15 protein-coding genes are annotated in these 23328 nt (G+C 55.7%); 1 reads left to right on the forward strand and 14 read right to left on the reverse strand.

Translation table 11 applies throughout. The annotated features are described in order from the left end of the window. Nucleotides 1-133 precede the first annotated feature (133 nt). The 7 genes from ACFSW5_RS07825 to ACFSW5_RS07855 all read right to left on the reverse strand — a co-directional run bounded on the left by ACFSW5_RS07825 (nt 134) and on the right by ACFSW5_RS07855 (nt 11319). A complete protein-coding gene (locus tag ACFSW5_RS07825; protein ID WP_379271145.1) occupies nt 134-1690 on the reverse strand; it encodes a response regulator transcription factor in 1557 nt (518 codons plus the stop codon). Further along, nucleotides 1671-3464 (reverse strand): cache domain-containing sensor histidine kinase, encoded by a 1794-nt coding sequence (locus tag ACFSW5_RS07830; RefSeq protein ID WP_379271147.1) that lies wholly within the window; start codon nt 3462-3464, stop codon nt 1671-1673. Before ACFSW5_RS07830 ends, ACFSW5_RS07825 begins: the two co-directional genes overlap by 20 nt. Before the next feature lie 352 nt (nt 3465-3816). Then, nucleotides 3817-4347: a type 1 glutamine amidotransferase domain-containing protein gene (locus ACFSW5_RS07835; RefSeq protein WP_379271150.1), complete on the reverse strand. Its 531-nt coding sequence runs from the start codon at nt 4345-4347 to the stop codon at nt 3817-3819. Nucleotides 4348-4480: 133 nt separating this feature from the next. Continuing rightward, on the reverse strand, nt 4481-6673 hold the full coding sequence (locus ACFSW5_RS07840) for an alpha-galactosidase (RefSeq protein ID WP_379271794.1): 2193 nt from the start codon (nt 6671-6673) through the stop codon (nt 4481-4483). Between the two features lie 137 nt (nt 6674-6810). Continuing rightward, nucleotides 6811-7845, reverse strand: a complete 1035-nt coding sequence (locus ACFSW5_RS07845) for a LacI family DNA-binding transcriptional regulator (RefSeq protein WP_379271152.1) — start codon at nt 7843-7845, stop codon at nt 6811-6813. Nucleotides 7846-8022: 177 nt separating this feature from the next. After that, a complete protein-coding gene (locus tag ACFSW5_RS07850) occupies nt 8023-9909 on the reverse strand; it encodes a putative bifunctional diguanylate cyclase/phosphodiesterase (protein ID WP_379271796.1) in 1887 nt (628 codons plus the stop codon). Between the two features lie 789 nt (nt 9910-10698). After that, the gene (locus ACFSW5_RS07855) at nt 10699-11319 is read right to left on the reverse strand and encodes a hypothetical protein (RefSeq protein ID WP_379271154.1); all 621 of its coding nucleotides are present in this window, start codon (nt 11317-11319) and stop codon (nt 10699-10701) included. A 228-nt stretch (nt 11320-11547) separates the two neighbouring features. Between ACFSW5_RS07855 and ACFSW5_RS07860 the strand changes: the two genes are divergently transcribed. Then, complete coding sequence (locus tag ACFSW5_RS07860) at nt 11548-12276, forward strand: hypothetical protein (protein ID WP_379271156.1); 729 nt, start codon at nt 11548-11550, stop codon at nt 12274-12276. Between the two features lie 88 nt (nt 12277-12364). On the opposite strand, the gene ACFSW5_RS07865 is transcribed toward ACFSW5_RS07860, so the two are convergent. The 7 genes from ACFSW5_RS07865 to ACFSW5_RS07895 are packed head-to-tail and all read right to left on the reverse strand — an operon-like array spanning nt 12365 to nt 23208. Next, on the reverse strand, nt 12365-13045 hold the full coding sequence (locus ACFSW5_RS07865; protein WP_379271159.1) for a DUF4956 domain-containing protein: 681 nt from the start codon (nt 13043-13045) through the stop codon (nt 12365-12367). A gap of 16 nt (nt 13046-13061) precedes the next feature. Beyond that, nucleotides 13062-13775, reverse strand: a complete 714-nt coding sequence (locus ACFSW5_RS07870; RefSeq protein ID WP_379271161.1) for a polyphosphate polymerase domain-containing protein — start codon at nt 13773-13775, stop codon at nt 13062-13064. 1 nt (nt 13776) lies between these two features. After that, the gene (gene pelG / locus ACFSW5_RS07875) at nt 13777-16887 is read right to left on the reverse strand and encodes an exopolysaccharide Pel transporter PelG (RefSeq protein WP_379271164.1); all 3111 of its coding nucleotides are present in this window, start codon (nt 16885-16887) and stop codon (nt 13777-13779) included. Then, nucleotides 16863-18302, reverse strand: a complete 1440-nt coding sequence (pelF, locus tag ACFSW5_RS07880) for a GT4 family glycosyltransferase PelF (protein WP_379271166.1) — start codon at nt 18300-18302, stop codon at nt 16863-16865. Before pelF ends, pelG begins: the two co-directional genes overlap by 25 nt. Nucleotides 18303-18307: 5 nt before the next feature. Next, nucleotides 18308-20131 carry a DUF2194 domain-containing protein gene (locus ACFSW5_RS07885; protein WP_379271168.1) on the reverse strand — a complete coding sequence of 608 codons (1824 nt, stop codon included), beginning with the start codon at nt 20129-20131 and terminating at the stop codon, nt 18308-18310. Nucleotide 20132: 1 nt separating this feature from the next. Continuing rightward, nucleotides 20133-21026 (reverse strand): hypothetical protein, encoded by an 894-nt coding sequence (locus ACFSW5_RS07890; RefSeq protein ID WP_379271170.1) that lies wholly within the window; start codon nt 21024-21026, stop codon nt 20133-20135. Continuing rightward, the gene (locus tag ACFSW5_RS07895) at nt 21019-23208 is read right to left on the reverse strand and encodes an NAD-dependent epimerase/dehydratase family protein (protein ID WP_379271172.1); all 2190 of its coding nucleotides are present in this window, start codon (nt 23206-23208) and stop codon (nt 21019-21021) included. Before ACFSW5_RS07895 ends, ACFSW5_RS07890 begins: the two co-directional genes overlap by 8 nt. Between the last annotated feature and the right edge of the window lie 120 nt (nt 23209-23328).

The following is a 23328-nucleotide window of genomic DNA, read 5'->3' on the forward strand; positions in this document are numbered from 1 at the left end:
CACAGTCCTCCGATGTTAGTCATTTCATCAGTTTAATCTGTGTCTACTATTAAGTCTAGCATCAAAGCTTGTTTTCAAGTATAAAATCGGGGGCGGCGCACCCACAGGGGACATCGTTCAGAGGAAAGGGGGGTTATTTTCGTCTCTTGCCGCGGTATTCGGAAGGCGTTAACCCCGTATATTTTTTGAACAGCTTGTTGAAATGTTTTAAGTCTGCGTAACCGATTCGGCCGGCGATTTCGCTCACTTTGGCGGGCGTCTCGGCAAGCAGCCCCATCGCCCGCTTCAGCCTCTCCTCCGTTACGAATTCGATATAATTCAGGCCGCTCTCCCGCTTGAACAGCTCGCTGAAGTAGTTCGGGTTCATATGGACGTGGCGCGCCACCTGTTGAAGCGACAAGCTTTCGTCCAGATGCTCCCGAATATAAGCCATGGCCCGCTTCACCGATTGATGGCTGCCGGAGACGATTTCCGCATACTTGTCCATCAACGCTTCGAAATAGCCCAGCAGCGCTTCGGCTGGCTTGTCGGCCAAGTCTTGATCTTTAAGCCGTTCCAGATCGGGGAGCGTCCCGGAATAGCCGACCGCTTCCGCCGCGCGGACCAGCCACCGGTGCCCGGAGATGACCAGCGAATGGAGATAAGAGCGGACGGAGCCCGGCGTGGCGTCCGGGTCCTTGCGCAGTCCGGCCAGCGTCTTACCGGTCCATGCGTTCAAATCCGGACGGCTGCAGCTGATCAGAATGGACGTCAATACGCGTTCCTCCTCTTCGGTGCATACGGCACGGACGCCTCTCCGGCGACGAACCTCCTCGAAGCCGACGATACCCGTATCTTCAAACAGCCATCGGTATTCAAAAGCGGCTTTCGCCGTTTGATAACAGCTGGACAACCGGCCAGCATCGGTTTCCGGGCTGCCGTAAGCGGCAAACCAGCCGCATTCGAGCGCTTCGCCCGCTTTGCGGAGCGCCCCGCGCATCCGCTCTGCGAAGGACGCGCCGCCCGCCGGCCCGCAGCCGGCGACAACGGCGAGCAGTCCGCCGGCCATTACGGTCTCGGCGCCGAGTAACTGCCGCAGCATGCTGCCGAACGCTTCGTACAGGAGGGGGTCCTGCTGCCCGTCCTCCTTGCCGAACACGGCAACAAGCGCCGCATTAAAGCCCGCGTTGTCAGGCCCGGCCTGCAAAACCGGATACCGCTGCAACGCTTCCTCGACCGCCGAAGGCTGCGGCGGCCGCTCGGCAAGCAGCAGCTGCGCCAGCCGTTTGCTTCTTAGCGCCTGCCGCTCCTCCATTCCCTGCTCCCGCTCCCGCCTCCGATGCCGCAGGCGCTCGGATGCGCGGACGGCGGCCGCCGCGATTTCGTCGGGGCGGCTCGTTTTGAGCAAATAATCGCTTACGCCGTCACGCATCGCTTGCTGGGCATACGTAAATTCGTCATAACCGGATAAAACGACGATTTCGGTATCGGGATAAGCCCGCTTCACCTCATGGGCCATCTCGAGCCCGCTTTTGCCCGTCATGCGAATGTCCGTTAATACGATATCCGGCCGCTCCAGCGGGATGCGCAGAAGCGCTTCCTCGGCGGAGGCCGCCGGAGCAAGCAGCTCAAAGCCGTTCGCCGCCCAGTCGATCACCGTGCTGAGGCCTGTCCGGATAATGACCTCGTCGTCAACGATCATAAGCTTCATCGTGATCCTCCTCCTTCATGCACCGCACCGCAAACGATACTTTCGTCCCTTGGCCCGGCTTGCTTTCGATCGCCAGCTTCGCTTCGCTTCCGTAATGAAGGATAAGCCTGCCGTTTACGTTCCGCAGCCCGTAGCTGCCCTTGCCGCTCCGCTCGTTGTCCGCGAAATCCGCCGTCTGCATTCGCGTCCGCAGCTCCTCCAGCCGCCCGGCCTCCATGCCGACGCCGTCGTCCTCGACGGCAAAGCGAATCGTATCCCCCGCCTGCCGTCCCGTGATTCGGATCGTTCCTAACCCGTCGCGCTTCAGAATGCCGTGAAGCATCGCGTTTTCGATCAGCGGCTGCAGCAAGAGCTTCAGCATCGTATGCGGCAGCAAGCTTTCTTCGATGTCCCATTCCAGCCGAAACCGTTCCGGATAACGGATGGATTGAATGTTGACATAATGGCGCGCATGGTCGATTTCCTGCTGCACCTTGCAGTATTCCCGCCCGCCGTTCAGGCTGAACCTAAGAAAGTCGCTAAGCGAGCCGACCATCCGGGCTATTCGTTCGTCCTTGTTCATCAGCGCCATCCAATGGATCGACGAAAGCGTGTTGTACAAAAAATGCGGATTGATTTGCGCCTGCAGGGCGACCATATCCGCTTCCTTTTTCATCGATTCGTTGCGCTTCACCTCGTCCGTCAGCATCACGATTTTGGAGCTGAGGCGGTTATAGCCGATAATCAGCTGTCCTACCTCGTCAATGGAGTTGACCGGCATCGCGGGCAGCGGCTCCTCGGGGTTGGCGTTTTTCAACTGTTTGGTCAACACGGTTAACGGTTTCGTCACTTTAATAATAAGGAAGACGACAAAAGCGATGACGAACACGATCGCCAAGCTTACGGCAGCCGCGGTGAGCGTCAAAAAATACCGGTTCTGCGCCCCGTACGTTTGGAACGGAATGACGCCGACAAGCTTCCAGTCGACGCCCGAGATCGTCCGGTACAATATCGTCCGCTTGGCGTCCTCCGTTCCGTAATTCATGGAGCCGGAATCGCCGTCGAGCGAAGGAAGGCCGGGCAAATAGTCGGCCAAGCTATGCTCGGTGTCCATGCCGTCCGGACCGGCCATGATCCGGCCTTCGTCGTCGAGAAGGACGACATAACCGCCGCCTTCAAGCCCGGCCTGCTTCAAATGATCGCTGATGACCTGCTGATTCAGGTTGATATTGAGATGCCCGATCGGCTTGTAACGGTTAGTCGTGCTCCGGATAGGCCGGGACAACGTAAATACGTTATGCAGCCCGTCGGATGTCATCTCCGAATAAACGGACGACCACCATTTCGGATGTTTCTCGTAATAATCGGGAATCTCGGCGGTTATATCGGCGAATTCGGAGCTGATCAGCGTTTTGTTCGATACGGGCGTTCCTTCTGCGGCGATAGGCGTAATGAGAATGCTGGATATGTAAGCTTTGGAGAAAGCGAGGTTCGTCAAAAAGCTGATCAGCGAGCTTTGCTTCAAATAATCGAATCGGGGAGACTTCAAATATTGCTGCACCTCGTTGCTGCCGATCAAAAAGAGCGACATGTTCTCCACGTCGTTAATGACGCTGCCCATATAAGCCTCCAGCTGGCGCAGCGTGTTCATTCCGGTCATTTTCGCTTTCTCCTCGGATAGCCTTTCGGCGATCGTATACGAGAAAAGTCCAAGCGAAACAAGCGGCACAAGGACGGCGAGAATAATCATGACGCTTAACTTGTTTTTTAACGAGCGGCCCAGCCAATTTTCCATAAAACCCGACCTCTTTTTCGATAATCTCGACGAATACATGACATCAATGACGTTTTTTCATACTCGCACCCGTTTTCGCGTTAGTATTGCTGACATCATTATTGAGAATGAAAACACCCCCGTCAACCTTTTAAATATAGAATGCGCTTTCATTTTATTGATTTTAACATAATCATGATTGATTAGGCTTCCAAATCTGATTCCGGCAATCATTTTATTGATCGTTATCGCCATAATTACTAGCGACGACTTCTCATATACAGAGGCGGAGAAAAAAAAGCGTACCCGACCTCCCTGGCGGGATATCGGATACGCTTATGACGTTGCAGTACGGCTATCGCAAAGCTTCAGCCTACCACGCGTTGACGCCCAGCCGTTTGACCGTCTCGGCGATAAAGGCCGGTTCGTCGTCCGGCGTGCGCGACGTGATCAGATTGCGGTCGACCGCTACCTCCTGGTCGACGAACGTTCCGCCGGCTTGGCGGATTTGTTCGGCAATGCCCGCGTAGCCCGTGACGGTCCGGCCTTTCAGCACGCCTGCGGCCGCCAATACTTGCGGGCCATGGCAGATGGCCGAGATCGTGATGCCGGCTTGGTCGGCTTTTTGCACGAACGATTGGACATCCGGGTCGTTCATGAGCCGCGACGGCGAATTGCCGCCCGGGATAATGATCGCGGCGTAATCGCTTGGATTCGCATCCTTCGCCGCAAGATGCGACTTGTACGATACCGTTCCTTGCTTGCCCGTTAATTCCTGTTCCTTGCTCAAGCTGATAATAACGGGATCGTGACCGTCCTTCACCATTTCTTCGTACGGATTTCTCATTTCGGAATCTTCGAATTCGTTTTCCAGCAGGAAAGCGACTTTTTTCGTATTTTGCATGACAGGGCTCCTTTCATGGTGCGATTTCCGCCGGCCGGGGGCGCTTTCCTCCCCAGGAATAGATTGCCCGGATCGGCCGCTAAACAAACGTTGGCGGTGAGCCGCCCATGCCCGGTATGCCGGAATGGCGCCGTTATTCCACGGCGCGGAATCGATAGACGGCGCTTTGGAAATCGCCGTGCAGCTCCGGCACCGGAAGCCCGGCGTACATCAGCTCGTCGCCTCCGTACAAGCTTCCGTCCTGCTCCAGCCGGTAATCCCGCTTCGGATCAAGCCCCTTCAAGCGGAAGCGGTCGAGCGGCTCGTTCGCTTCCTGCAGAACTCTCGCATACATGACGAACGCTTCGCCGCGATCTTTGGAAACGAACATCCAGGCGGTATCGTTCCCTTCAAACGGGCTGCGCAGCCGGTAAAAATCGCCGAACTGCACCAAATGCCGAATTTCCTTGTACAACGCCACTTGCCGCTTCACGATTTCTTTCTCGTCCCCGCTAAACTTCGTCAGGTCGAGCTCGTAGCCGAAGTTGCCGGACAAGGCGACGTTGCCCCGCGTCTCAAGCGGCGTAATCCGGTGCACCTGGTGGTTCGGCACGGCCGATACGTGGGAGCCCATGCTGCTGACCGGGTAAACGATGCTCGTTCCGTATTGGATTTGCAGCCGGGAGATGGCGTCGGTGTTGTCGCTCGTCCACGTTTGCGGCATGTAGTACAGCATGCCCGGATCGAACCGGCCGCCGCCGCCCGAGCAGCTTTCGAACAATACGTTCGGGAACGCCGAAGTGATGCGTTCCATGACGCTGTACAAGCCGAGCATATAGCGATGGGCCGTTTCCCGCTGGCGCTCCGGCGGCAGCAAGGCCGAACCGATCTCGGACATGTTCCGGTTCATGTCCCACTTCACGTACGAGATCGGAGCGCTCCGCAATACGGAGCCGACCGCTTCGACGATATAATCCTGAACGTCTGCCCGCGACAGGTCCAGAATGAGCTGATTGCGGGCAACGGTGCGGCGGCGGTCCGGCACATGGAGGCACCAATCCGGATGGGCGCGGTACAGCTCGCTGTCCTCCGACACCATCTCCGGCTCGAACCAGAGGCCGAACTGCATGCCCAGCTTGTTGACGCGGGTTGCCAGATCGTTTAAGCCTTCCGGCAGCTTGTTCAGGTCAACCTTCCAGTCGCCGAGCGACGTCGTATCGTCGTTGCGCTTGCCGAACCAGCCGTCGTCCAGCACGAACAGCTCAAGCCCAAGCTCTTTGCCGGCCGCGGCGATCGCTTCGATTTTTTCCGCGTTGAAGTTGAAGTAGGTCGCTTCCCAGTTGTTGATCAGAATCGGACGGACGCGGTCGCGGTATACGCCCCGTGTCAAGCGGGTCCGGTACAAGTCATGGTACGTGCGGGACATGCCGCCAAGTCCTTCGGACGAATGGACAAGCACCGCCTCCGGCGTCTGGAAAGATTCGCCCGGCTCCAGCAGCCAGCTGAAGTCGAACGGGTTAATCCCGATAAAGACGCGCGAGGAATGAAATTGATCGACCTCTACGCCGGCCGTGAAGCTACCGCTGTACACGAGATTGACGCCGTATACGTCCCCGTTGTCTTCGGTTGCGCCTTCGGCCAGCAAAGCGATAAACGGATTTTGCATATGGCTGCTGGAGCCGCGGCGGCTTTCCACCGATTGCATGCCGGGAACCAGCTTGCGGGTATGAACGTAACGTTCGCGCGCCCATGCGCCGGACAGCTGCAGCATGCTGTAGCGGTCGTGAACCATATCGAGGCTCATGCTGAGCGCACGGTTCAGCCTAAGCGGCGAGGAGCCGCCGTTGACGATGCGGGCGGAGCGGGTAATGGCGTTGTGCTTCTCGAACACGGTGTACGACAGAACGACGGTCAAGCCCGAATGGGCGTCTTTGAGCGTAAGCTCGAGCGTTTGGGCCTCGTCTTCGTTCTCGACATAGACGGAGGGCAGTCCTTGCAAGGCCGGCTTGCCCGGCACAATCGCATGCGAATGGTACAATAGCTCGGCTACCGTCGTGCCGTCGGCAAGAGCCGCTTCGTACGCGGGCGAACGAAAATCGGAGCTGCCGTACCCCGGGTATTCATGCGGCAGCGTGTCCAAAGACAGCTCCGGGCGGGATTTGTCCGTCGTCGGCGAGAAGGAAGCACGCTGGCGAAGGTTCAGCAGGCGCTCCAGCCGGTTGCCGCGGATTTTGCGGCCCCAATATAGATGGGCAGGGTAGCCTGCGCCGACAATTTGGAAGACGTAGCTGGTGTCGCTCGATTGCAAATGGAATACGCGGTTGCTCTCGTTATAATGGATCATGATGGCCCTCCTAAAAAGTTTTATGGAGCTAAACAACTCGATCATACTTCGCAATAAAACTTCGCTTCGGAAGCATTCGCTTAGGTTTTTGTGAATAATAGCCCAGTAATGGGCTTGGAACAAAAAGCCCGCTTCGGAAGCTATTGCTTCAAATTCGCAGCGCCGCAGCTTTCCCTCACGACCAGCGTCGGGTCGAGCGTAACATGCTTCGCCGCCTCGCGCCCGTCCAGCCGCTCGGCCATCAGTCTGGCCGCGGACCTTCCGAGCTGTTCGGCGTATACGCGTATCGTCGTCAAAGGCGGATGCGCGTACGCGGCCAGCTCGATATCGTCAAAGCCGACGACGGCCATTTCGTCCGGAACGGCCATTCCGCTATCGTGCAGCGCGCGCAAGCCGCCGATCGCCATCGGATCGCTGCCGACGAAGCATGCCGTAGGCCGGTTATCCTCCTGCAGCAGCTGCCGCATCAGCTCGTAGCCGCCGTCCGGGTTCCACTCGCCGAGCTTCACCAGCTCCGGCGCATACAAGCCCTTCCCGGCCATGTAATCGCGAAATTCCGCCGGACGCGTGCCGGCTTGCCAATTGCCCGACGCATCGAGCGCCTCTTCGCCTCCGATATAACCGATTCGGGTATGTCCCAGCCGGATCAGATGATCAAGCGCGATACGAACGGCCAGCTTGAAATTCAAGTTGACCGTATCGCAGCCGCCTATCGGACAAGCGTGATCAACCAGGACGGCCCGCTGCAAATTCCCGTAAACGGAGCCGATTTCCGCTTCGGATACGCTGCCAACGACAATCACGCCGTCGAGATGGTTTAACGGTTGCTTCTCCGCTTGTCCCAACCGGACCGCTGCCGCAATCGAAAGCCCAAGCTCCGAGCATTCCGCCTCGATTCCTTGGCGTACCGACATAAAATACGGATCCAGCCGCTCCAAATCCGGCGAAGCCATCAGCAGCAAGCCGATTTGCCGTCTCGCCATGTCGCCCGCCCGCTTCATTCGCTTCAACTTCGGAAGCTTGTACTGAAGCTGTTCCGCAGCCGCGAATATGCGTTCCCTCGTCTCCTCGCTGACCGCAAGCCCGGCGTCGTTGTTCAGAACGCGGGAGACGGTCGCCGGGGAAACGCCGGCAAGCTTTGCGATATCTTTTATGGTCGCAATAACGATCACCACATTTAGTTAATATTTTTACTAAACAATCTATTCGTATTGTAGCAAAAGACAATATGCGAAGTAAACCCATCATCGAACTTCCAATCGGAAAGCTCTTCGCAGCGTGTAGGCTGCCCTTCATCACGTTCCGGAACAAAAAAAATCCCCGCCTTAAATGGCGGGGATCGCTTGGTTACATTATGCGCTATGTTTGCGGTAAAGCTCGGCGAACCGGTCGGGAGGCAGAGGAGGACTGTACAAATAGCCCTGTACGGAATCGCACTGATGGCCTTTTATAATGTCAAGCTCTTCCGCCGTCTCCACGCCTTCGGTAACGACCTTCAAGTCCAAATTGTGAGCGATGACCACTAACGATTTGAAGATCATCTGCTTCCGGTAATCGGAAACGATATCGTGAATAAACGATTTATCCAGCTTCAAATAGTGGATCGGCACGCTTTGCAAATAGCTGAGAGAAGAGTAGCCCGTTCCGAAATCGTCCAGCGACAGCGCAAGCCCGAGCCGCTTCAGCTCGTGCAAGATGCGGAGCGTATGATCGGGATTGTCCATAAAAATGCTTTCCGTCAGCTCAAGCTCGATCTGCTGCGGACGAACCCCCTCTTCCGAAATGATGCTTTGAATCGTATGTACAATATTTTTTTGCTGAAACTGGATCATCGACATATTGACGCTGACCGAAAGCTGCGGAAGGCCTTGCTTCTCCCAACGCTTCACTTGCCGGCAAGCCTCGCGGAGCACCCATTCCCCAAGCGGGATAATAAAGCCCGTCTTCTCCGCAATCGGGATAAACTCCATCGGCGGCACCATCCCGAACTCCGGATGCTTCCAGCGGAGAAGCGCCTCCGCCGCGTAAATTCGGCCGCTTTCCAGGTCGACCTTCGGCTGGTAATAAAGCATAAATTGGTTGCTCTCCAGAGCGGGGTACAACCCGGATTCCAGCATAACCTCCTTCTGGGGCAGCTCGTTCATGGAAGGCGTATAAAGCCGGCACGTATTGCGTTGTTTCTTCGCCGTAAACAGCGCCAGATCGGCTTCCTTGAGAAGCCGGTCTCCGGTCTCGGCATTTAATTCCGCTTCCAGGCTCATCCCGATGCTTGCCGTAACGTAAAAAACCCGCTCCTGCAGCACGACCGGCTTCGCGATTTCCAGCAGCAAATCCTCCGCCATCCGCCCCGCTTGGTGCAGATGGCCGACATTTTCAAGCAGAACGATAAACTCGTCGCTTGCAAATCGGAATACTTTGCCGTTATCCCCGATCGTATCGGCAATCCGCTTCGCGATATGCTTGAGCAGCATGTCTCCCGTCGTGAAGTCCAGCTTATCGTTTACGTGCTTGAACCGGTCCAAATCGATGAAAAGCAACGCCGTTTGTCCCGTCTTGTTTGCGGCGGAGCCGGCGCTCTCGACGTACCGGTTATAGCCGTACCGGTTCGGCAGGCCCGTGAGCAAATCATGCGTAGCCTGATGGCGCACAAGCTCCTCCGCTTCTTTGCGGTAATCGATCATCCGGTTAAAGTGGATGGCCATCAAACCGAATTCGTCCTTCGTGCGGATATCGAGCTTGTGGCCGATGCCGCCTTTCGCAAGCGCGGACGAAACCTGAACGACCTGCATAATGTTGTCGACGACGACCTTTTTAATGAGATAGACCATAAGCGCGATCAAAGCGCCAAGCGCGACGATCGCCAAGACGACCGTCTGCTTGACGCTGTCGTAGAAGCCGGCGAGCATCTCGCTTGCCGGAACGAATATCTCGAGCCTCCACGTGCCTTGGGCAATCGGAAGCGGATAGGTTAGCTGCAGCAGCCGCCCCTCTTTCCCTTCGCCATCGACATAACGGACGGCAGGAGCCGCTTGTCCGCTGCCATCTTGACGCTCTGCCTCCCCCATGTATGGGTTGGCCGCTTCGGCATCCGCATGGACAGGCATCGCAAGCCGTTTCCGGTCCATACCGTTCGCCGCATAGAAACCCTCTTCGGTCACAATCGCCGCGTAACCGTTCATAGGCCGCAGCTTCTCGATCATCGTTTGCACGTCCGCAAGCCGCAAATCGCCGCCGATCATCCCGGCATAACGCCCGCTTTCGTCCCGAACGGGCAATGCAAACGAAAGAAGCGGAACGGATTCACCGCGGATCGTTTCGTAATGGGGCTCGGACAAAACAAGCTTGCCGCCGGGCTGTCGTTTAAGCCGCGCAAATCCGTTCTCGGCCGCTTCGGGCAAACGAACGGATGCCGTCGACCGGCCGCCTTCCGCTTCCCGTCCCGCCGTTAATCGAAACCGGTCCTGTCCTTGCCCGAACGCTCCCGGCTCCCATGCCGTATAAACTTGAAGCAATTCGTTGTGATCTTCAAGCAGCTTGTCCAGAACACCGGCGGCTTCCTCATCTCTCCCTTCCGCTTCCTCCTGGCGCGCTATGCTTAGCAGCACCGCTCCCGATGTGCGGAAGTCCGCTTCAATCCGATTCGTTATATTTCCGAGACGGTTCAGAAACGACATCGCTTCCGTTTCGGCAATCAACTCGCCTTGCTCCAGACTCATCTCATATTGCTTGACCAAGTGAAGCGAGACGAGCCCCAGGAACGAAAGCGTAATTAAGATTGCAAGAGTAGAGACTAATTTCTGCGCTATGGTGTACCTTATCCCGCTCAACTTCCGATCAGCCCCTCATCCTGCAGCTTTATAAAATTCGACGTTTTTTGCCAAAATATGATATGGACTTAGTATACTTGACAAAATGAAAGGGATTCAATCCTCAATTTGCGAACAGCTTGTCTTGCCGGCCGGAAACGATACGGTAAACAAAATCCGCCCGCTTTCAGTTGGAAAGCGGGCGGATTTGCTGCAAGCCGATTAGGACTTGCTTTTATATTTTGTGTTTGGCGTAGGGCTTGGCTTCTCGGACGGCTTTGGGGCCGGTTTCTCGTTCGGAGCCGCCGTTGGGCTCGGCATCGGTGCCGGAGTTGCCGTAGGCGCCGGGGTCGGAGTCGGAGCGGGAGTCGGCTCCACCATGCTCTGAGCCTGTTTTCCTTTGCTTTCGGCTTCCTTTTTATGCAATGTGCGCAGCTCTTGGCGCAATTGCTCCGCCGTTTTGCCTTCGGTAGCAATCCCGTGCATCGAGGCGATCCGGCGCAGCGTTTCCAGCCTCTTCGCCTTATGCTCCGCTACATACGCCTCCCACTTCGCTTTGTCCTTTTCGCGGACGGCAGCCACCTCTTTTTTGAGCTGCTCCGCGGATTTGCCGTCGGTTTTGATGCCGAAATACTGCGCCGTCTCGCGAAGCCTTTGAAGCTTATGCGCTTCAAATTCCTCACGCGTTAACGCTCTATGGCCGCCATGCTCGGCCCTGTCGTCGCCGGGAACGTGCTGGCGTTCCTCGGGAAATGCCGAAGCTTGGACAAGCGTCCCGGGAACCGCAACGGAAGTGAGCAGCGCTGCCGTCAAGCATGCTGTCGTCAACCATCTTTTGTTCATACTTTGCCACACCTTTCCATTCCACCGTTGTTTAGGGTTGATTTAGAGGGCAGACATGCCCTGTCCTGGATTATTTTACCCATCGCCCTGCCGGAATAGACATCGGGTTCGCAACTTCGTTAATTGGAAACGGCGTCTCCCGCCAGGACGGTCCGAACCGATTGGTTTCCCGTCAAGTTGCGCATATTAAGCAGGAGTCCAACATATGAAAAAAGAGGTGTTCGATAGATGCGCGGATTACACGGCCGAACCGTCAAAACGATAGCGATACTTGCGATCGCCGCCTCGTTGCTGCCGGCATGCGGCGGCAACGGGACCGGCGGCCAGGACGCGGGCAGCCCCGCCGGATCTCCGGCCGCAACGAACGGAGCCGCCCAAGAAGAAACCGGCAATCCGGAAGCGACCGCCTCTCCCGCTCCAACGGAAGGAGCGGAGCAAACCGCTCCTCCGGCCGGCACCGGCGAGAAAGGAGCGATCGCGGGCATTTCCGCTTCCGACGCAGCGGTCAATATTTTGTTTGCTTTAAGGCAACAAGACATGAAGCAATTTGCGGGATACGTGCATCCGAAGAAGGGGGTGCTGTTTTATCCGAGCGCGTCGATCGACAAGGATAAGGCGGCAACCTTCCAAGCTGGCAAGCTTCCTTCCTTGTCGGACGGTGAAGCCCGGGCCTGGGGGACGGATTCCGCGGGCAAAGCGGTCAAGCTTACGTTCGCCGACTATTACAAGCAATATATCTACGACCGCGATTACGCAACCGTCGAGCAAATCGGCAAAAACGAGCTGCTCGGCCCCAATAAGGACAAGTCGAATATCGCCGAACTGTTCCCGGACGCCTCCTTCTTCGACTACTATTACTCGGAAGGCTCGGCGTGGAGCAGCCTTGTCCTTGTGTTGGAGCATTCCGGCGACACTTGGTACCTGACGGGCGTCATTCACGACGCGGGCAAGCAATAGCGATTCCGGTTATCGGATAATGCGAAAAAAACACCCGAAAAACAGCAAACCGCCCGCGGCTTACGCGGACGGTTTGCTGCTTTAAGGGCTATTGCGCGTAATCGCCCGTATAATTGACAAGGGCGACGTCTTGCACGCCTTCCAAATCGTTTAATTCGTTCACGAATGCGGTATTGTCGTCCCGAAGCCTGATTTCGACGGTCAGCTCGGTGAATTCGTTCCGTACCGTCTTGGACTTCAGACGGTAATCCATTCGGCGCAGCTTCTCCTTCACGCCTTGCTGCGCCCGCTCGTCGTGGCGGATGATCAGCAGGAACGGCTGCTCCTTCAGTTTTTTGCGGGACAGAAAGACGAGTGTCAAGCCGATAAGAGCCGAGCCGAGAATGGCGATCGGATACAGCTTTGCGCCGGACGCGATGCCCGCCGAAACGGCCCAAAACATATAAACGATATCGAGCGGGTCCTTGACCGCCGACCGGAAGCGGACGATGCTGAGCGCGCCGACCATGCCGAGCGACAGCACGATATTCGTGCTGATCGTCATAATGATCAGAGCCGTGATCATCGTCATCAGCACGAACGAAACGTTGTAGTTGTAGCTGTAGACGACGCCGCGGTACGTCTTCCGGTAAATCCAATAAATAAACATGCCGATGAGAAACGACGCTCCCAGCCCGTACACCACGTCGATATAGGATACCGTGCGGAAAGCTTCCAAATTGACGATGCTTTTTTTGATAATATCTTGAAAATTGAGTATATCGCCCACAACTTATCCTCCAGTGCTACTCTTTATGATAGGACAACAGCTTCGTCCGGCAGATCAAATATTTGGAGATCGCCGAACGGACATGGCGGCCGGGCTGGATCAGCGGCCGGACGGGGGCGGGCAGGAACGAATCGTATTTCAGCTCCATTATAGTGACCGGCCCCTGAAGCGCTTCGTTTAATATAAGCGCCTTGTCGAACAGATCGTACGAATTGACGGCCGCCGACAGCCTCTTGTCGAAGGTTAAGCGAACGTTTCCTTCCTCGAATATGTAGGCTTCGCGGACGTAATCGACGATGACGGCGGGACGGTATGCCCGGTGGGCAAGCACGTAATAAAAATCTTTCAGAAGCGGATCCTTTTTATCGGCCAGACATAAGTAATCCCCTCGGATAATCGATTCGTATTCTTGAAACGCAAGAAGCGCCCCTTCCTTGCACACCATATCCCCGAACTTGCTTTTCCTCTCCAGCATAATTCTGTCTTTGCTGCCGTTATAGACGCGAATGCGGTATTTGTCGCGCTTGAAGATGCCGTTTGCCTTGTCGTGCAGCGCATGGTCGTGAACGCCGTCGAAATACAGGCTGCGGATGCCGTAGCCGGCGTCTCCAACCGAATGATCGTCCAGGCGCATCAGCCTGGACGCCTCCCCACGCATTCGGACGTACTCATGCGCGTGCACGTAATATTTCAATTCATGCCGCAGTTTTTTGCCTTGGAATGTCATCATGTCAGTTCACCTCGAACTGCAGGATGCCGTAATACGGCCCGTCGTCGTCCTCGTACATGTCGAACGAGGTTTGCGTATGTCCCTCGCTGTCGCGGGCAACCACCTTCCAATAATAAGTGCCCGGCTTCAAGCTGGAGATCGAGACGCCCGTTTCCTTAAGGCCGTTCTTGCTTTGGATCACGTTCGTAAAAGCCGGGTCGGACGCAACCGCCCAATCGTATACCAGGTCGTCGCCCTGCAGATCAAACGATACGTCCCAAGCGAACTGAAGCTGATTGCCGTTCTGAACGACCTCGTCCATATAAAACGGCTTCGGCTTCTCCAAATCTTCAAGGAACAGCTTCATGCCTTGCTCCGGCGTATTCAGGATCATCTCGATATCGTCCGGCACATCCTCCAGCTTCATCGGCAAATAGTTCAAATCGGGCGCTTTAGCCCTGAGCGGATCGACGATCGGCGCATACCGCTCGAGCTGCTTGGCGATCGTATCCCGGTTAATGTAGCGGGACAGCTCCTCCAGCTTGGCCTTCAGCTGGTCGACATGCTCCTGCGTCCGGAAATAACGGTTGTGCAGCACGCTTCCCCAATAATTGCTGATTCCGCTTTGATAGGAGCGGATGCTGTTTTCGCTTCGCTGCAGTCCGAAAGCTCCGTCATAATCCCAAGGAAGGAAATACCATTTATCGGAGTTTAACGGCGAATACAAGTAATAGTTGTTGGCGTCCGTGTCCATGTTGTCCGTTAAAATGTTGACCGCGGTCCAAGTCAGGAAATTGTCCAAGTCAAAATGCTTCGCCATCACGTCGTCGATCGGAATCGTCGTGTCGTTGACGTCTTCGAGCATCGCGATCAGCTTCTCGTGATCCTCGCGCCCTTTGATTTCGAGTATCGTTTCGAACGCAGCCTTATCGTATGCCGGATCGGATTGCAGTTTAATTTGCTCCGGATAGCGGTAAAACTCAAAAAACGCGACTTTGTACAACTCGCCGTACGGATCGAGCCAATGCGATTTCAGGAACGTTTTGTTCGGCTGTTCGATTTGCGTATACAAGCCGTAATCCTCGAATGCGGCCTGCCCCTTCCCGTCCGAAAGATCCTTGACGTATAAATGGACGAATTGCGTCCGCAAGCTTGTAAAATCGGCGATTTGCTCAAACAAATCAAAAGCCAGCTTGTTGCGAAGCCGGGACGGATCCGCCGAATGCTTGTTTAAATTGATGGTCGTTTGGCCGAGCCAAGGGCCGGCTTCGTCGTCGAGCTTGATCTGGTACGATTTTTGGGAAGCGTAGCGGGCCGTGTTGCCCCGCAGGCTGATTTTGGCGTTCGGTTCGGTCTGGGCGTAGCCGAAATCGCCGGCTTTCGGGCCGCTTCCGTCGGCGGCGCCCTCCTGCATAATGATGTTCATGCTGTCTTCGCTGTACCGGTCCGTAATCCGGTTCAAGCCGTACCAGTCCAGCCCGGATTCCGCATCGTTCTCCGGAAGAACGGTCACGTACAGCGTTTTGACCGAGCCGTCCTCGTCTTGGGCGTATATGCGTTTATCTTCGGCAATGCCCGTGGTCGACGCGACGATCGACTGGGCGGTCTCGCCCGGTGTTCCGCTCTGCCCGGACGCGTCTTGCGTATCGGCTTCCGCCGAGCATGCCGCCGTGGCGAGCGCCGTTACAAGCAAAAGCGCCGCGGCGGCAAGCTTCCTTCCCCGTCTGCCGGACCTTCCGGCGTTCGTGTTCGCGGCGCGAAGCGGCTGCGCGCAGAAGGTGTAGTAGTCGATGTTCCGCAGCATATGAAGCAAGCGGGCCAGCGCGGCGCACAAGCCTGCAAACGAAGCGAGCAGCATGCCAAGGCCGTCGTCCCCGGAGTACATCGTCCAATAAGTAAGCGCGGCGTTTAATGCAACGAACGTCAAACTGATCCAGAGCACCCCTTTGCGGTCGTCGAAATAAAGCAGCAGATGAAGCACGACAAACATGGCGATAAACAAAAAATAACCGAGCGCCAGCAGCATGAATACGTCGAGCTGCGCCATCGTAAAGCCGACCGCGGGCAGCAGCATCATGCCGGCCGCGATGGACAAGACGGTAAACAGCAGTTGAATTTCCAGAACGAGACTGATTTGGCGCACCAGCGTATCCTGCATATTCCGTTTGGCCCGTTCGACGTCCCTGTATGTCCCGCCCTCGAGCACATTCCGGTAATAAAGCCGAAGCTTCTCGAAAAAAGACGTTTCCACGGTTACGACAAACGTCACCAGCGTCGGAACGACCGACATGTAAGCGTAAAAAACCGGCATGTCGAAAAACGGAGCGCTGTAATAAGCGCCGGCGACGACATGCTTGTCCGGTCCCGTCCAATAAACCAAATTATGAATGTACACGCCGGAATAAAGAAAAGTGCCCATAAAAAACAAGGACGGGTATTTGCGCGCATAGGAAAAAAACGAAAAATAATCCTCGCTCGAACGAGCCGGAAAAATATGCTCAAAATGAACCCCATTCAGCAGCATGATCGCGAGAAAGCCGGCGTCCGCGGCAACCAAAGCCGACGTGACCGGGTCCCAGCCGGCGTAACCGAGCAGCAGCCAGCCGCTTGCAAGCGCGATGACGACCCCGATCAGAAAACTGCGGACGATCCGTGCGTAATCTTTAAGCGCGGTCAAATAAACCGCTTGTATCCAAATCGCGAACAACGCCATAAAAAAGACATAAGCCGCAGCCTTATAGCCGAGCCCCGCCTCCACCCCGGACAAAAAAAGGGCCGCCGCCAGCCCGCTGAACGGCAAGCCGACCGCCAAACCTCCGTAATAGGAGGATATAATTTGCGGATATTTTTTCTCGAAAATCATGTCCGATATGTACCTTGTCAGAACCATCGACAGTCCGCTCGAGATGATAATGGAAAAAACGAAGCCGTAAGTGACGGTGGAGATAAATAGCTGCCACTCCAGATAAGAGCTTTCGAAATGCGTCATGATCCGCTGCATCGCCGCAATGAGAACCATGCACAAAATCATGGGCCCGACCGTCGTCATGGACGAATAAGCGTATGCCCTCACGTTGTTGATCAGCCCGTGTTCACGGAACATCTTTCTTAATTCAAAGCCGATTCCGGCCATCTTTTCCCCTCCTTCAGCGCGCCGTACAACGAACGGTACGATGCGATGACGTCGCTTTGCTTGTAGAAACGCTTAACCCGGGCAAGCGCATTGCGTCCCATCTCCTGCCGAAGCTCCGGCGAGGCGGCAAGCTTCAATACGTGCTTGGCGATCATTTCGACATCCATGACCGGGGCGACAAGCCCCGACGGCCCGATACCGTCGTCCGCGCCGTTCAGCAGCTCCCGGCAGGAGCCTACATTCGTCGTGACAAACGGCTTGCCGCATGCCATCCCCTCCAGCACGGCCAAAGGCTGGCCTTCGCTGATGCTGGTCAGCAGAAGCAGGTCCATTCGGCCCGCGTATTCCTTCACGTTCACCCGACCGGTAAACGTAACGCCTTCAATGCCCATCGCCTCTACAAGCTGCAAGCACTCCCCGTAGTACTCCTCGTCTTCTTCAACCGGCCCCATCACGTACAGCTCGGCCTCGGGAAGCCGCTCCTTGACAAGCGCAAAGCTTCGCAGCATCGTCTTGATGTCTTTAATCGGCACGATGCGGACGATCGCTCCGATCAAAAATTTGCCGTCCTCCGGCCGCTCGGGCAAGCCTTCGTATTCTTGGGCGTGCACGCCGTTCGGCACGACCGTTATTTTGGAAGGGTCGCAGCCCAGTTCGATTTGAATCTCCTTGTTGCGGTTGAACAAGGTGACGACTTTATCGGCATGGTCGTAAATGCAGGACGACAGCCTATAAAAATATTCGATCCACAAGTCTTTGAAATAGCCTTTGACCCAATCCGCCTTAATGATTTCTTCTTCCCGTTCCCGGGAGTAAATGCCGTGCTCCGTCAGTACGAGCGGACTGCCGTGCACGTGCTTGGCAAGCGCCCCCACAACGCCCGCATAACCGGTGGAAACGGAGTGATAGACGTCGGCCTTCGGAATGTCGTGCTTTAACGTCAAGAGCAGCGGCAGCACCATCGAACGCACTGTCCAGAACATCTCGGTAAACGGCACCATGGCGTATTTGTCGCGGCACAGCTCCTGAACAATGTCGAAATAATCCTTGCTGCCCAGAAACTCGCCGGCGTCCCGAAACTTGTCCGAGCGGACCAAGTCGAATATGCGGCCCCAATCGATATGCCCCTCGCCGCCCAGCAGCGCGCGGATGTCGCGGCGCTGGCCGCCGTTCAGCCGGTATCTCCGTCCCCAGACGCTTTCCTCGTCCAAGTAGGCGTCCAGAAACACTTCCTTCACTTCGGTCACGTTGCCGGGCAATTCGTATTTGAATTTTCCTCTGTCGGCGCTTTTTGCTCCGATGGCGAATATGACGAATTCATGCTCGGGCATTTGCCGGATCAAGCCGTGTATCCAGCTCGATACCCCGCCGGTCACGTAAGGGTAAGAGCCTTCGGCGATTATCATGATTTTCATCCTTCTCACCCGCCCAATCCGATTTCAAACGCGCTTTCCGTCGCGCGGACCAAATAAACGCCCGTATCGACTTCCGTCACCTTGCAATGCTTCAGCCTGCCGATCGGGCGGTCGGTCCGGAATATAAAATACATATCCGAGCCGAAGCTTGAGATATTGCCGAGAAGCGCGTCCGGTTTCCGCGTCCATGTCACTTGGGCGGCAAGCGTCTTCTCCATGTCGATCGCGCCTTCCGTCGCCGTCATCGGCCGCAGCCACGGGTAGCCGTCATGCAGCCGGGAGAGCTTATGCTCGAACCCTTCATACAGCTGCTTCCAGCTCTTGTCCTTCCTCCGCAAATCGTCCAAAATATCGTCCGGATGGACGAAATGGGAAAACACGCCCAGCGAAGTTAACGTATTGGACTCGGCCCAAAGCTCGAATTCGGTATCCATATATCCGGACGTGATCCGCGGCATCTCGATAATGCCGTCGTCCGCCACTTCGAATTCCTGAACGTACGACTTGTTCGTCGCGTCCTCTTCGTATAAGGAAGCGATGACCATTAAATCGGGCCATGCCTGCTTCAGCGCTTCGCGGCCCGCTTCGTCCATCATGTTGGACGGCGGGACGTACGAGAGCATCTTGTATTCCGGAAACGTCTTGCCCGCGTACGCCAGCACTTCCTCGATGGAACTGGCCATGGCGCCGCTGTCCGGCCAAGGCTTGTAGCCGTAATAATCCGCTACCTCCTGGCTTAGCTGGAGCGACTGGTGATTGTAGCCGTGGATGCCCAGCTCTCCCCCGCTTTTAATAACCTCGCGGCCGTAGGAAATCAAATTGTATTTGTCTTCGTCAACGGGCGATTGAAAAGGCGGCTCGGTCCTGTCGTTATACGATTGGATCAAAACGGCGGTAAATTTGGTATTCGTCCGCTTCGCCGCCTTCAGCATATCGGGCCACCATATTTCGCGGTAGAAGCGGGCGATGTCCATCCCGTAATCCGCATAGATGTTGTCGTTTATGCCTTTGGCAACCGGAGAAGGGAAGTCGTCGATATACATCTGCTTCACGTTAAAGATCGGATATATGAAATCGGGCTCCAGCAGGCTAAGCCCGCCGGCAAGCATTCCGCGGTTAATTTTTTCCTGCAGCATCGTCCCGTTGAACAGCATAAACGCGCCTTGCCCGTATTCCCGCTTCCACATAAGCGGGATGCCTTCCCCGCTTTCCGCCAGCAGCTCCGAGCTGCCGTCGATTTCGACGCTGTTCGCGAAATTCACCATGAAGTCGTCGTTATAGCTCGTACCCTCTCCCTTAAAGAGCACGTTCCGGACGAGCTTGATTCCTTTCGCGTTGAAGGGACTGCCGGCGTTCACAATGCCAAGCTTGCGGTAAATCCGGTAAAAGGACCGGTCCTGCTCCAGCCTGCCGGCGAACATCGCGTAAGCCCCCTGCTCCACATGCTCAAGCAGCCGGTCCAGTCCCGCGAACTTGTCGAGATGCTGAAACGCGACGATCGTGACGTCGCAGCTTTCCGGCTCGAAGCTGTCCGCCGTCACGTCGAATTCGGCGGTTTGTTTTTTCATATAATCAAGCGTTTTAACGGCGTTGGCGCGAATTTTATCCGATTCCGGCTCGTCGGACGCGTACGCGACGCAGTACAGCGGGTCGTCCGCGCCCCAAGCGGCAGGCTCCGCGCCCGCCGCCGTTCTTTCTTCGGACAAATGCGTGTTTCGGCTAAACTCCAGAACGAATTCCGACCGCGACAGCTGCACGATGATCGCCAGCGCCATGACGCCCGCAATAATAAAGTAAACGTTGCGCTTGTATCTCACTTCTTTGTTCATTTCATGCACCTTCCGCCCATAGTCGAACCTGCGTTAATCCGCGATGGGAAAGACGGACCGGAGAGTTTTTCAAGCCGTCGAGCACGGCTTGGATTTTCCCGTACGACCGCATATAATAATAAACCTCGATCAGAAGCAAATAAGGCTCTTCCTTGTCCGGATAACGCTCCTTGTATAACGACGCCGTCTCTTCGGCGTCCCGGTAGCGCCCAAGCTCGATTTCGGCCGCGGCCTTCCGCCGGTAAGCCTGTTCAGCGGCCGGATCCAATTCGATTTCCCGCGCAAGCAAACCTAGATAGGTCGTTTTGTAATTTTTTAACGATTGTCCGTCCAAAAATCCGCTGCGCGTATAGCCGTCGATCACTTCCGCGTAAGCGCGCAGCACCTCCAAATCGTTTCTGTCCGCCTCGTAGCGGACGGACAGCTCCTGCAGCGAAAGCGTAAGATTCCGCTTCACCTCTACGATGGCGCTGACCGCATAATGGGACGTCTCGCTGTCTTCGTTGCCGACGCCCTTCTGCAGCACGTCGAGATGCTTCATCGCGTCGAGCTTCAGCAAATCGAGCATGACTTTGCGCCGGTCCGCAATATCGCCAAGCACAAGCGCTTCCTCGACCGGGATGACATCCAGCTCTTTCTCGATCTCCATCTTCGCATGCACGGTCGTAAACTGTACGTCAAACTCCCTGTCGGCAAAGACGTCGCGGTCCGGCTTGTCCTTATCCCGGGTCCGGTATAAGCGGCCTGGCCAAAACAATGGCGTCAGCCAGCCTATAACCGGAAGCGCGATGACGACGCTGCCGCGGACCAGCCATTCCTTGGGCGAGCGGGGATAAAGAAGCACAACGGCAATAACGGAAACAAGGCAGTATGCGACAAAAGCCAACTCAAGCATAAGCCGCTTCCTCTTCCGCAAGCGAGATCGCCAGCCCGTTTTTATGAAACCGCTCCACGACTTGGCCCGCATCTCTTTGCGACGTATTCGAGAGCAGGAGCAGCACCCGTCCTTGCTCGTTCAGGCCGATATAATCCGTTTCGCGCAGCAGCTTGGCGGCTTTGTCCGCAAATTCGGCGGCCGGTCCTTGCCCCGTTCCTCTCATCAATAAGTAAGGAATCCCGTGCTGATTCCACGATGCCCGCTTCGCTTCGATGATGGCGTTAAAGGCTTCTGGCCGCAGCAAGGCGGTGCCTTCTACGTAGCGCTTCTCCTCCATCGCGCTTATGTAAGACATGGCGCGGGTAAACGAAGACGTAACGAGCTCGGCGACGACTCGGAACAGATTTTCCTGATACATGGTAAATTTGTGGAACGGCATGCCGTCAATCGCAATGACGGCTACCGTTGCGCCGCCGCTGCGGATGGGAGCCGCCATCAGAGGCGCGTCCTCTTGCAGCGTTTTATTGCGGAAAATACGTCCGTCCCGCATCACTTGGCTCAGGAAAGCAGAATCCGCCACCTTGATCGATTTCGGCATCGAGTCCGATCCTTCCGTACCGGCGATAAGCCGAAGATAAGTGCCCTCTTTGTTCGCCGAATAAATCGACACTTGGCCGGCGTCCATCGTCGAGGAGACGACGTTCACCGTAGCGGACAAGATTTGCTCCGGCTCCAAGCTTTCCAGGCTTTTCGTAATGGAATAAATTTTGCCGATGCTTTCCTCGCTGGTCATAATGCGACGCTGCAGATCGTCTTTCACGCTCCGGACGTCGGCGTATACCTCGTTCAAGAAGCGGTAGCGCTCGGCCAGCTCGTCGTTTTTACGGCGCTGCTCGCGCAAAATGTTGTTTTTCCGGTCAATCGCATATCCGATAACGAGCCCGATGAACAAATACGCCGCCATTCGGAAAAAAAACTCGGTCGTATAAAAAAGAGAAATCAATTCTCTTCCTTCTTCCAGCTGCTCCGCCACCATTAACAGAATCGAAAGGCCCGCCGCCACGACCGATTGCCGGCTGCCGTAAAGAATCCCCATCACGAATATGTAAATGATGTTCAGGTCCATAAACGAATACAGCTCGTTCCAATCCATGAACGTCACCCACGCCATAGCGGCGAATGCAAGACCGTTTTCGATAAAAGGAAGAGCCTTCTTTAACGGCGGCCTTAGCGCGGAAAGCCGTTTGCTCAGGCGAACGGAATTTCGCCCTTCCTCTTGGCCTCCTTTGTTCGCTTGAAACCAAACGTACGTTTTGGCAAGTCCTTCGCGGAGCGTATATAACGGAGCCCAGTCCAAATCGCGGCATACTTTGGCGTTGTTCAAAGACGAATGCCGGATATCTCCTTCCCGTTCTTCCCGATGCTCGACCTCGACCGGGCGGGCGTGAATGCTCTCCAGCATGGCAATCAGCTCGAGAATCGAATGCTCGGTGTTGGCGGACAAGTTGTATACGCCCGACAACGACGAATAGGAAGCCCGGTATATCGCGTCCGCGACATCCTGTACGAATATAAAGTCGCGCGTCTGTTTGCCGTCCCCGTTAATATACAGCTTCTCGCCGGCCAACAGCTTGTCCATAAAGACCGAAACGACGCCGCCCTCTCCTTTGACGCCCTGCCGGGGACCGTAAACGTTCGAAAAACGAAAAACAAGCGTGTCCAGGCCGTAAAGCTCTCTCCATTTGAAGCAATACGACTCGCCGGCAAGCTTGCTGATCCCGTAAGGCGATAGCGGATCTCCCGGCTCCGTCTCCCCGAGCGGCGTCCGGTCGTTGGCGCCGTACACAGCCGCCGAGGAGGCGAAAATAAATTTCCGGGCTTTGTATTTCTGAGCCAGCGTGAGCATATTGACAAGGCCTATAATATTGGATTCCGAATCGGTCTGGGGATTCCGCATCGATTCGGCGACGTCGACCTGCGCCGCAAGGTGAACAACCGCGTCGAACCGGTTGGACCGGAACACTTCCTCGCATTTGTCGTCTTCCGCGGATAAAATGTAACCCTTATGCTTAAAGTCGACGTTGCTTCGGTTTCCCGTAGACAAGTTATCGATAATGAAGACGTCGTAGCCTTCCTTGTAAAACCGTTCCGCCACATGCGATCCGATAAATCCGTAGCCTCCGGTCACTAGTACTTTCAACCTACGCACTTCCTTCCCGAGCTTTAAGAGAAATTGGAGATTTATCCAATTTAATGTCGATTAGTGAAAAAGAACAACTAGAACAGTCTAGCAAATCGTTCTATACATATTCTAAACAAG

The sequence above is a fragment of the Paenibacillus thailandensis genome (assembly GCF_042685365.1).
Lineage (GTDB): Bacteria > Bacillota > Bacilli > Paenibacillales > Paenibacillaceae > Paenibacillus_AP > Paenibacillus_AP thailandensis.

Bases quoted from the DNA above. Each gene is read 5' to 3' on its own strand.
- pelG (WP_379271164.1), bottom strand. From the start codon at position 16,887: ATGGCCGGAATCGGCTTTGAATTAAGAAAGATGTTCCGTGAACACGGG.
- ACFSW5_RS07830 (WP_379271147.1), bottom strand. From the start codon at position 3,464: ATGGAAAATTGGCTGGGCCGCTCGTTAAAAAACAAGTTAAGCGTCATG.
- ACFSW5_RS07860 (WP_379271156.1), top strand. From the start codon at position 11,548: ATGCGCGGATTACACGGCCGAACCGTCAAAACGATAGCGATACTTGCG.
- ACFSW5_RS07890 (WP_379271170.1), bottom strand. From the start codon at position 21,026: ATGCTTGAGTTGGCTTTTGTCGCATACTGCCTTGTTTCCGTTATTGCC.
- ACFSW5_RS07885 (WP_379271168.1), bottom strand. From the start codon at position 20,131: ATGAACAAAGAAGTGAGATACAAGCGCAACGTTTACTTTATTATTGCG.
- ACFSW5_RS07825 (WP_379271145.1), bottom strand. From the start codon at position 1,690: ATGAAGCTTATGATCGTTGACGACGAGGTCATTATCCGGACAGGCCTC.
- pelF (WP_379271166.1), bottom strand. From the start codon at position 18,302: ATGAAAATCATGATAATCGCCGAAGGCTCTTACCCTTACGTGACCGGC.
- ACFSW5_RS07835 (WP_379271150.1), bottom strand. From the start codon at position 4,347: ATGCAAAATACGAAAAAAGTCGCTTTCCTGCTGGAAAACGAATTCGAA.
- ACFSW5_RS07870 (WP_379271161.1), bottom strand. From the start codon at position 13,775: ATGATGACATTCCAAGGCAAAAAACTGCGGCATGAATTGAAATATTAC.
- ACFSW5_RS07855 (WP_379271154.1), bottom strand. From the start codon at position 11,319: ATGAACAAAAGATGGTTGACGACAGCATGCTTGACGGCAGCGCTGCTC.
- ACFSW5_RS07850 (WP_379271796.1), bottom strand. From the start codon at position 9,909: ATGATCGGCGGCGATTTGCGGCTTGCGGACGTGCAAACGATGATCGAG.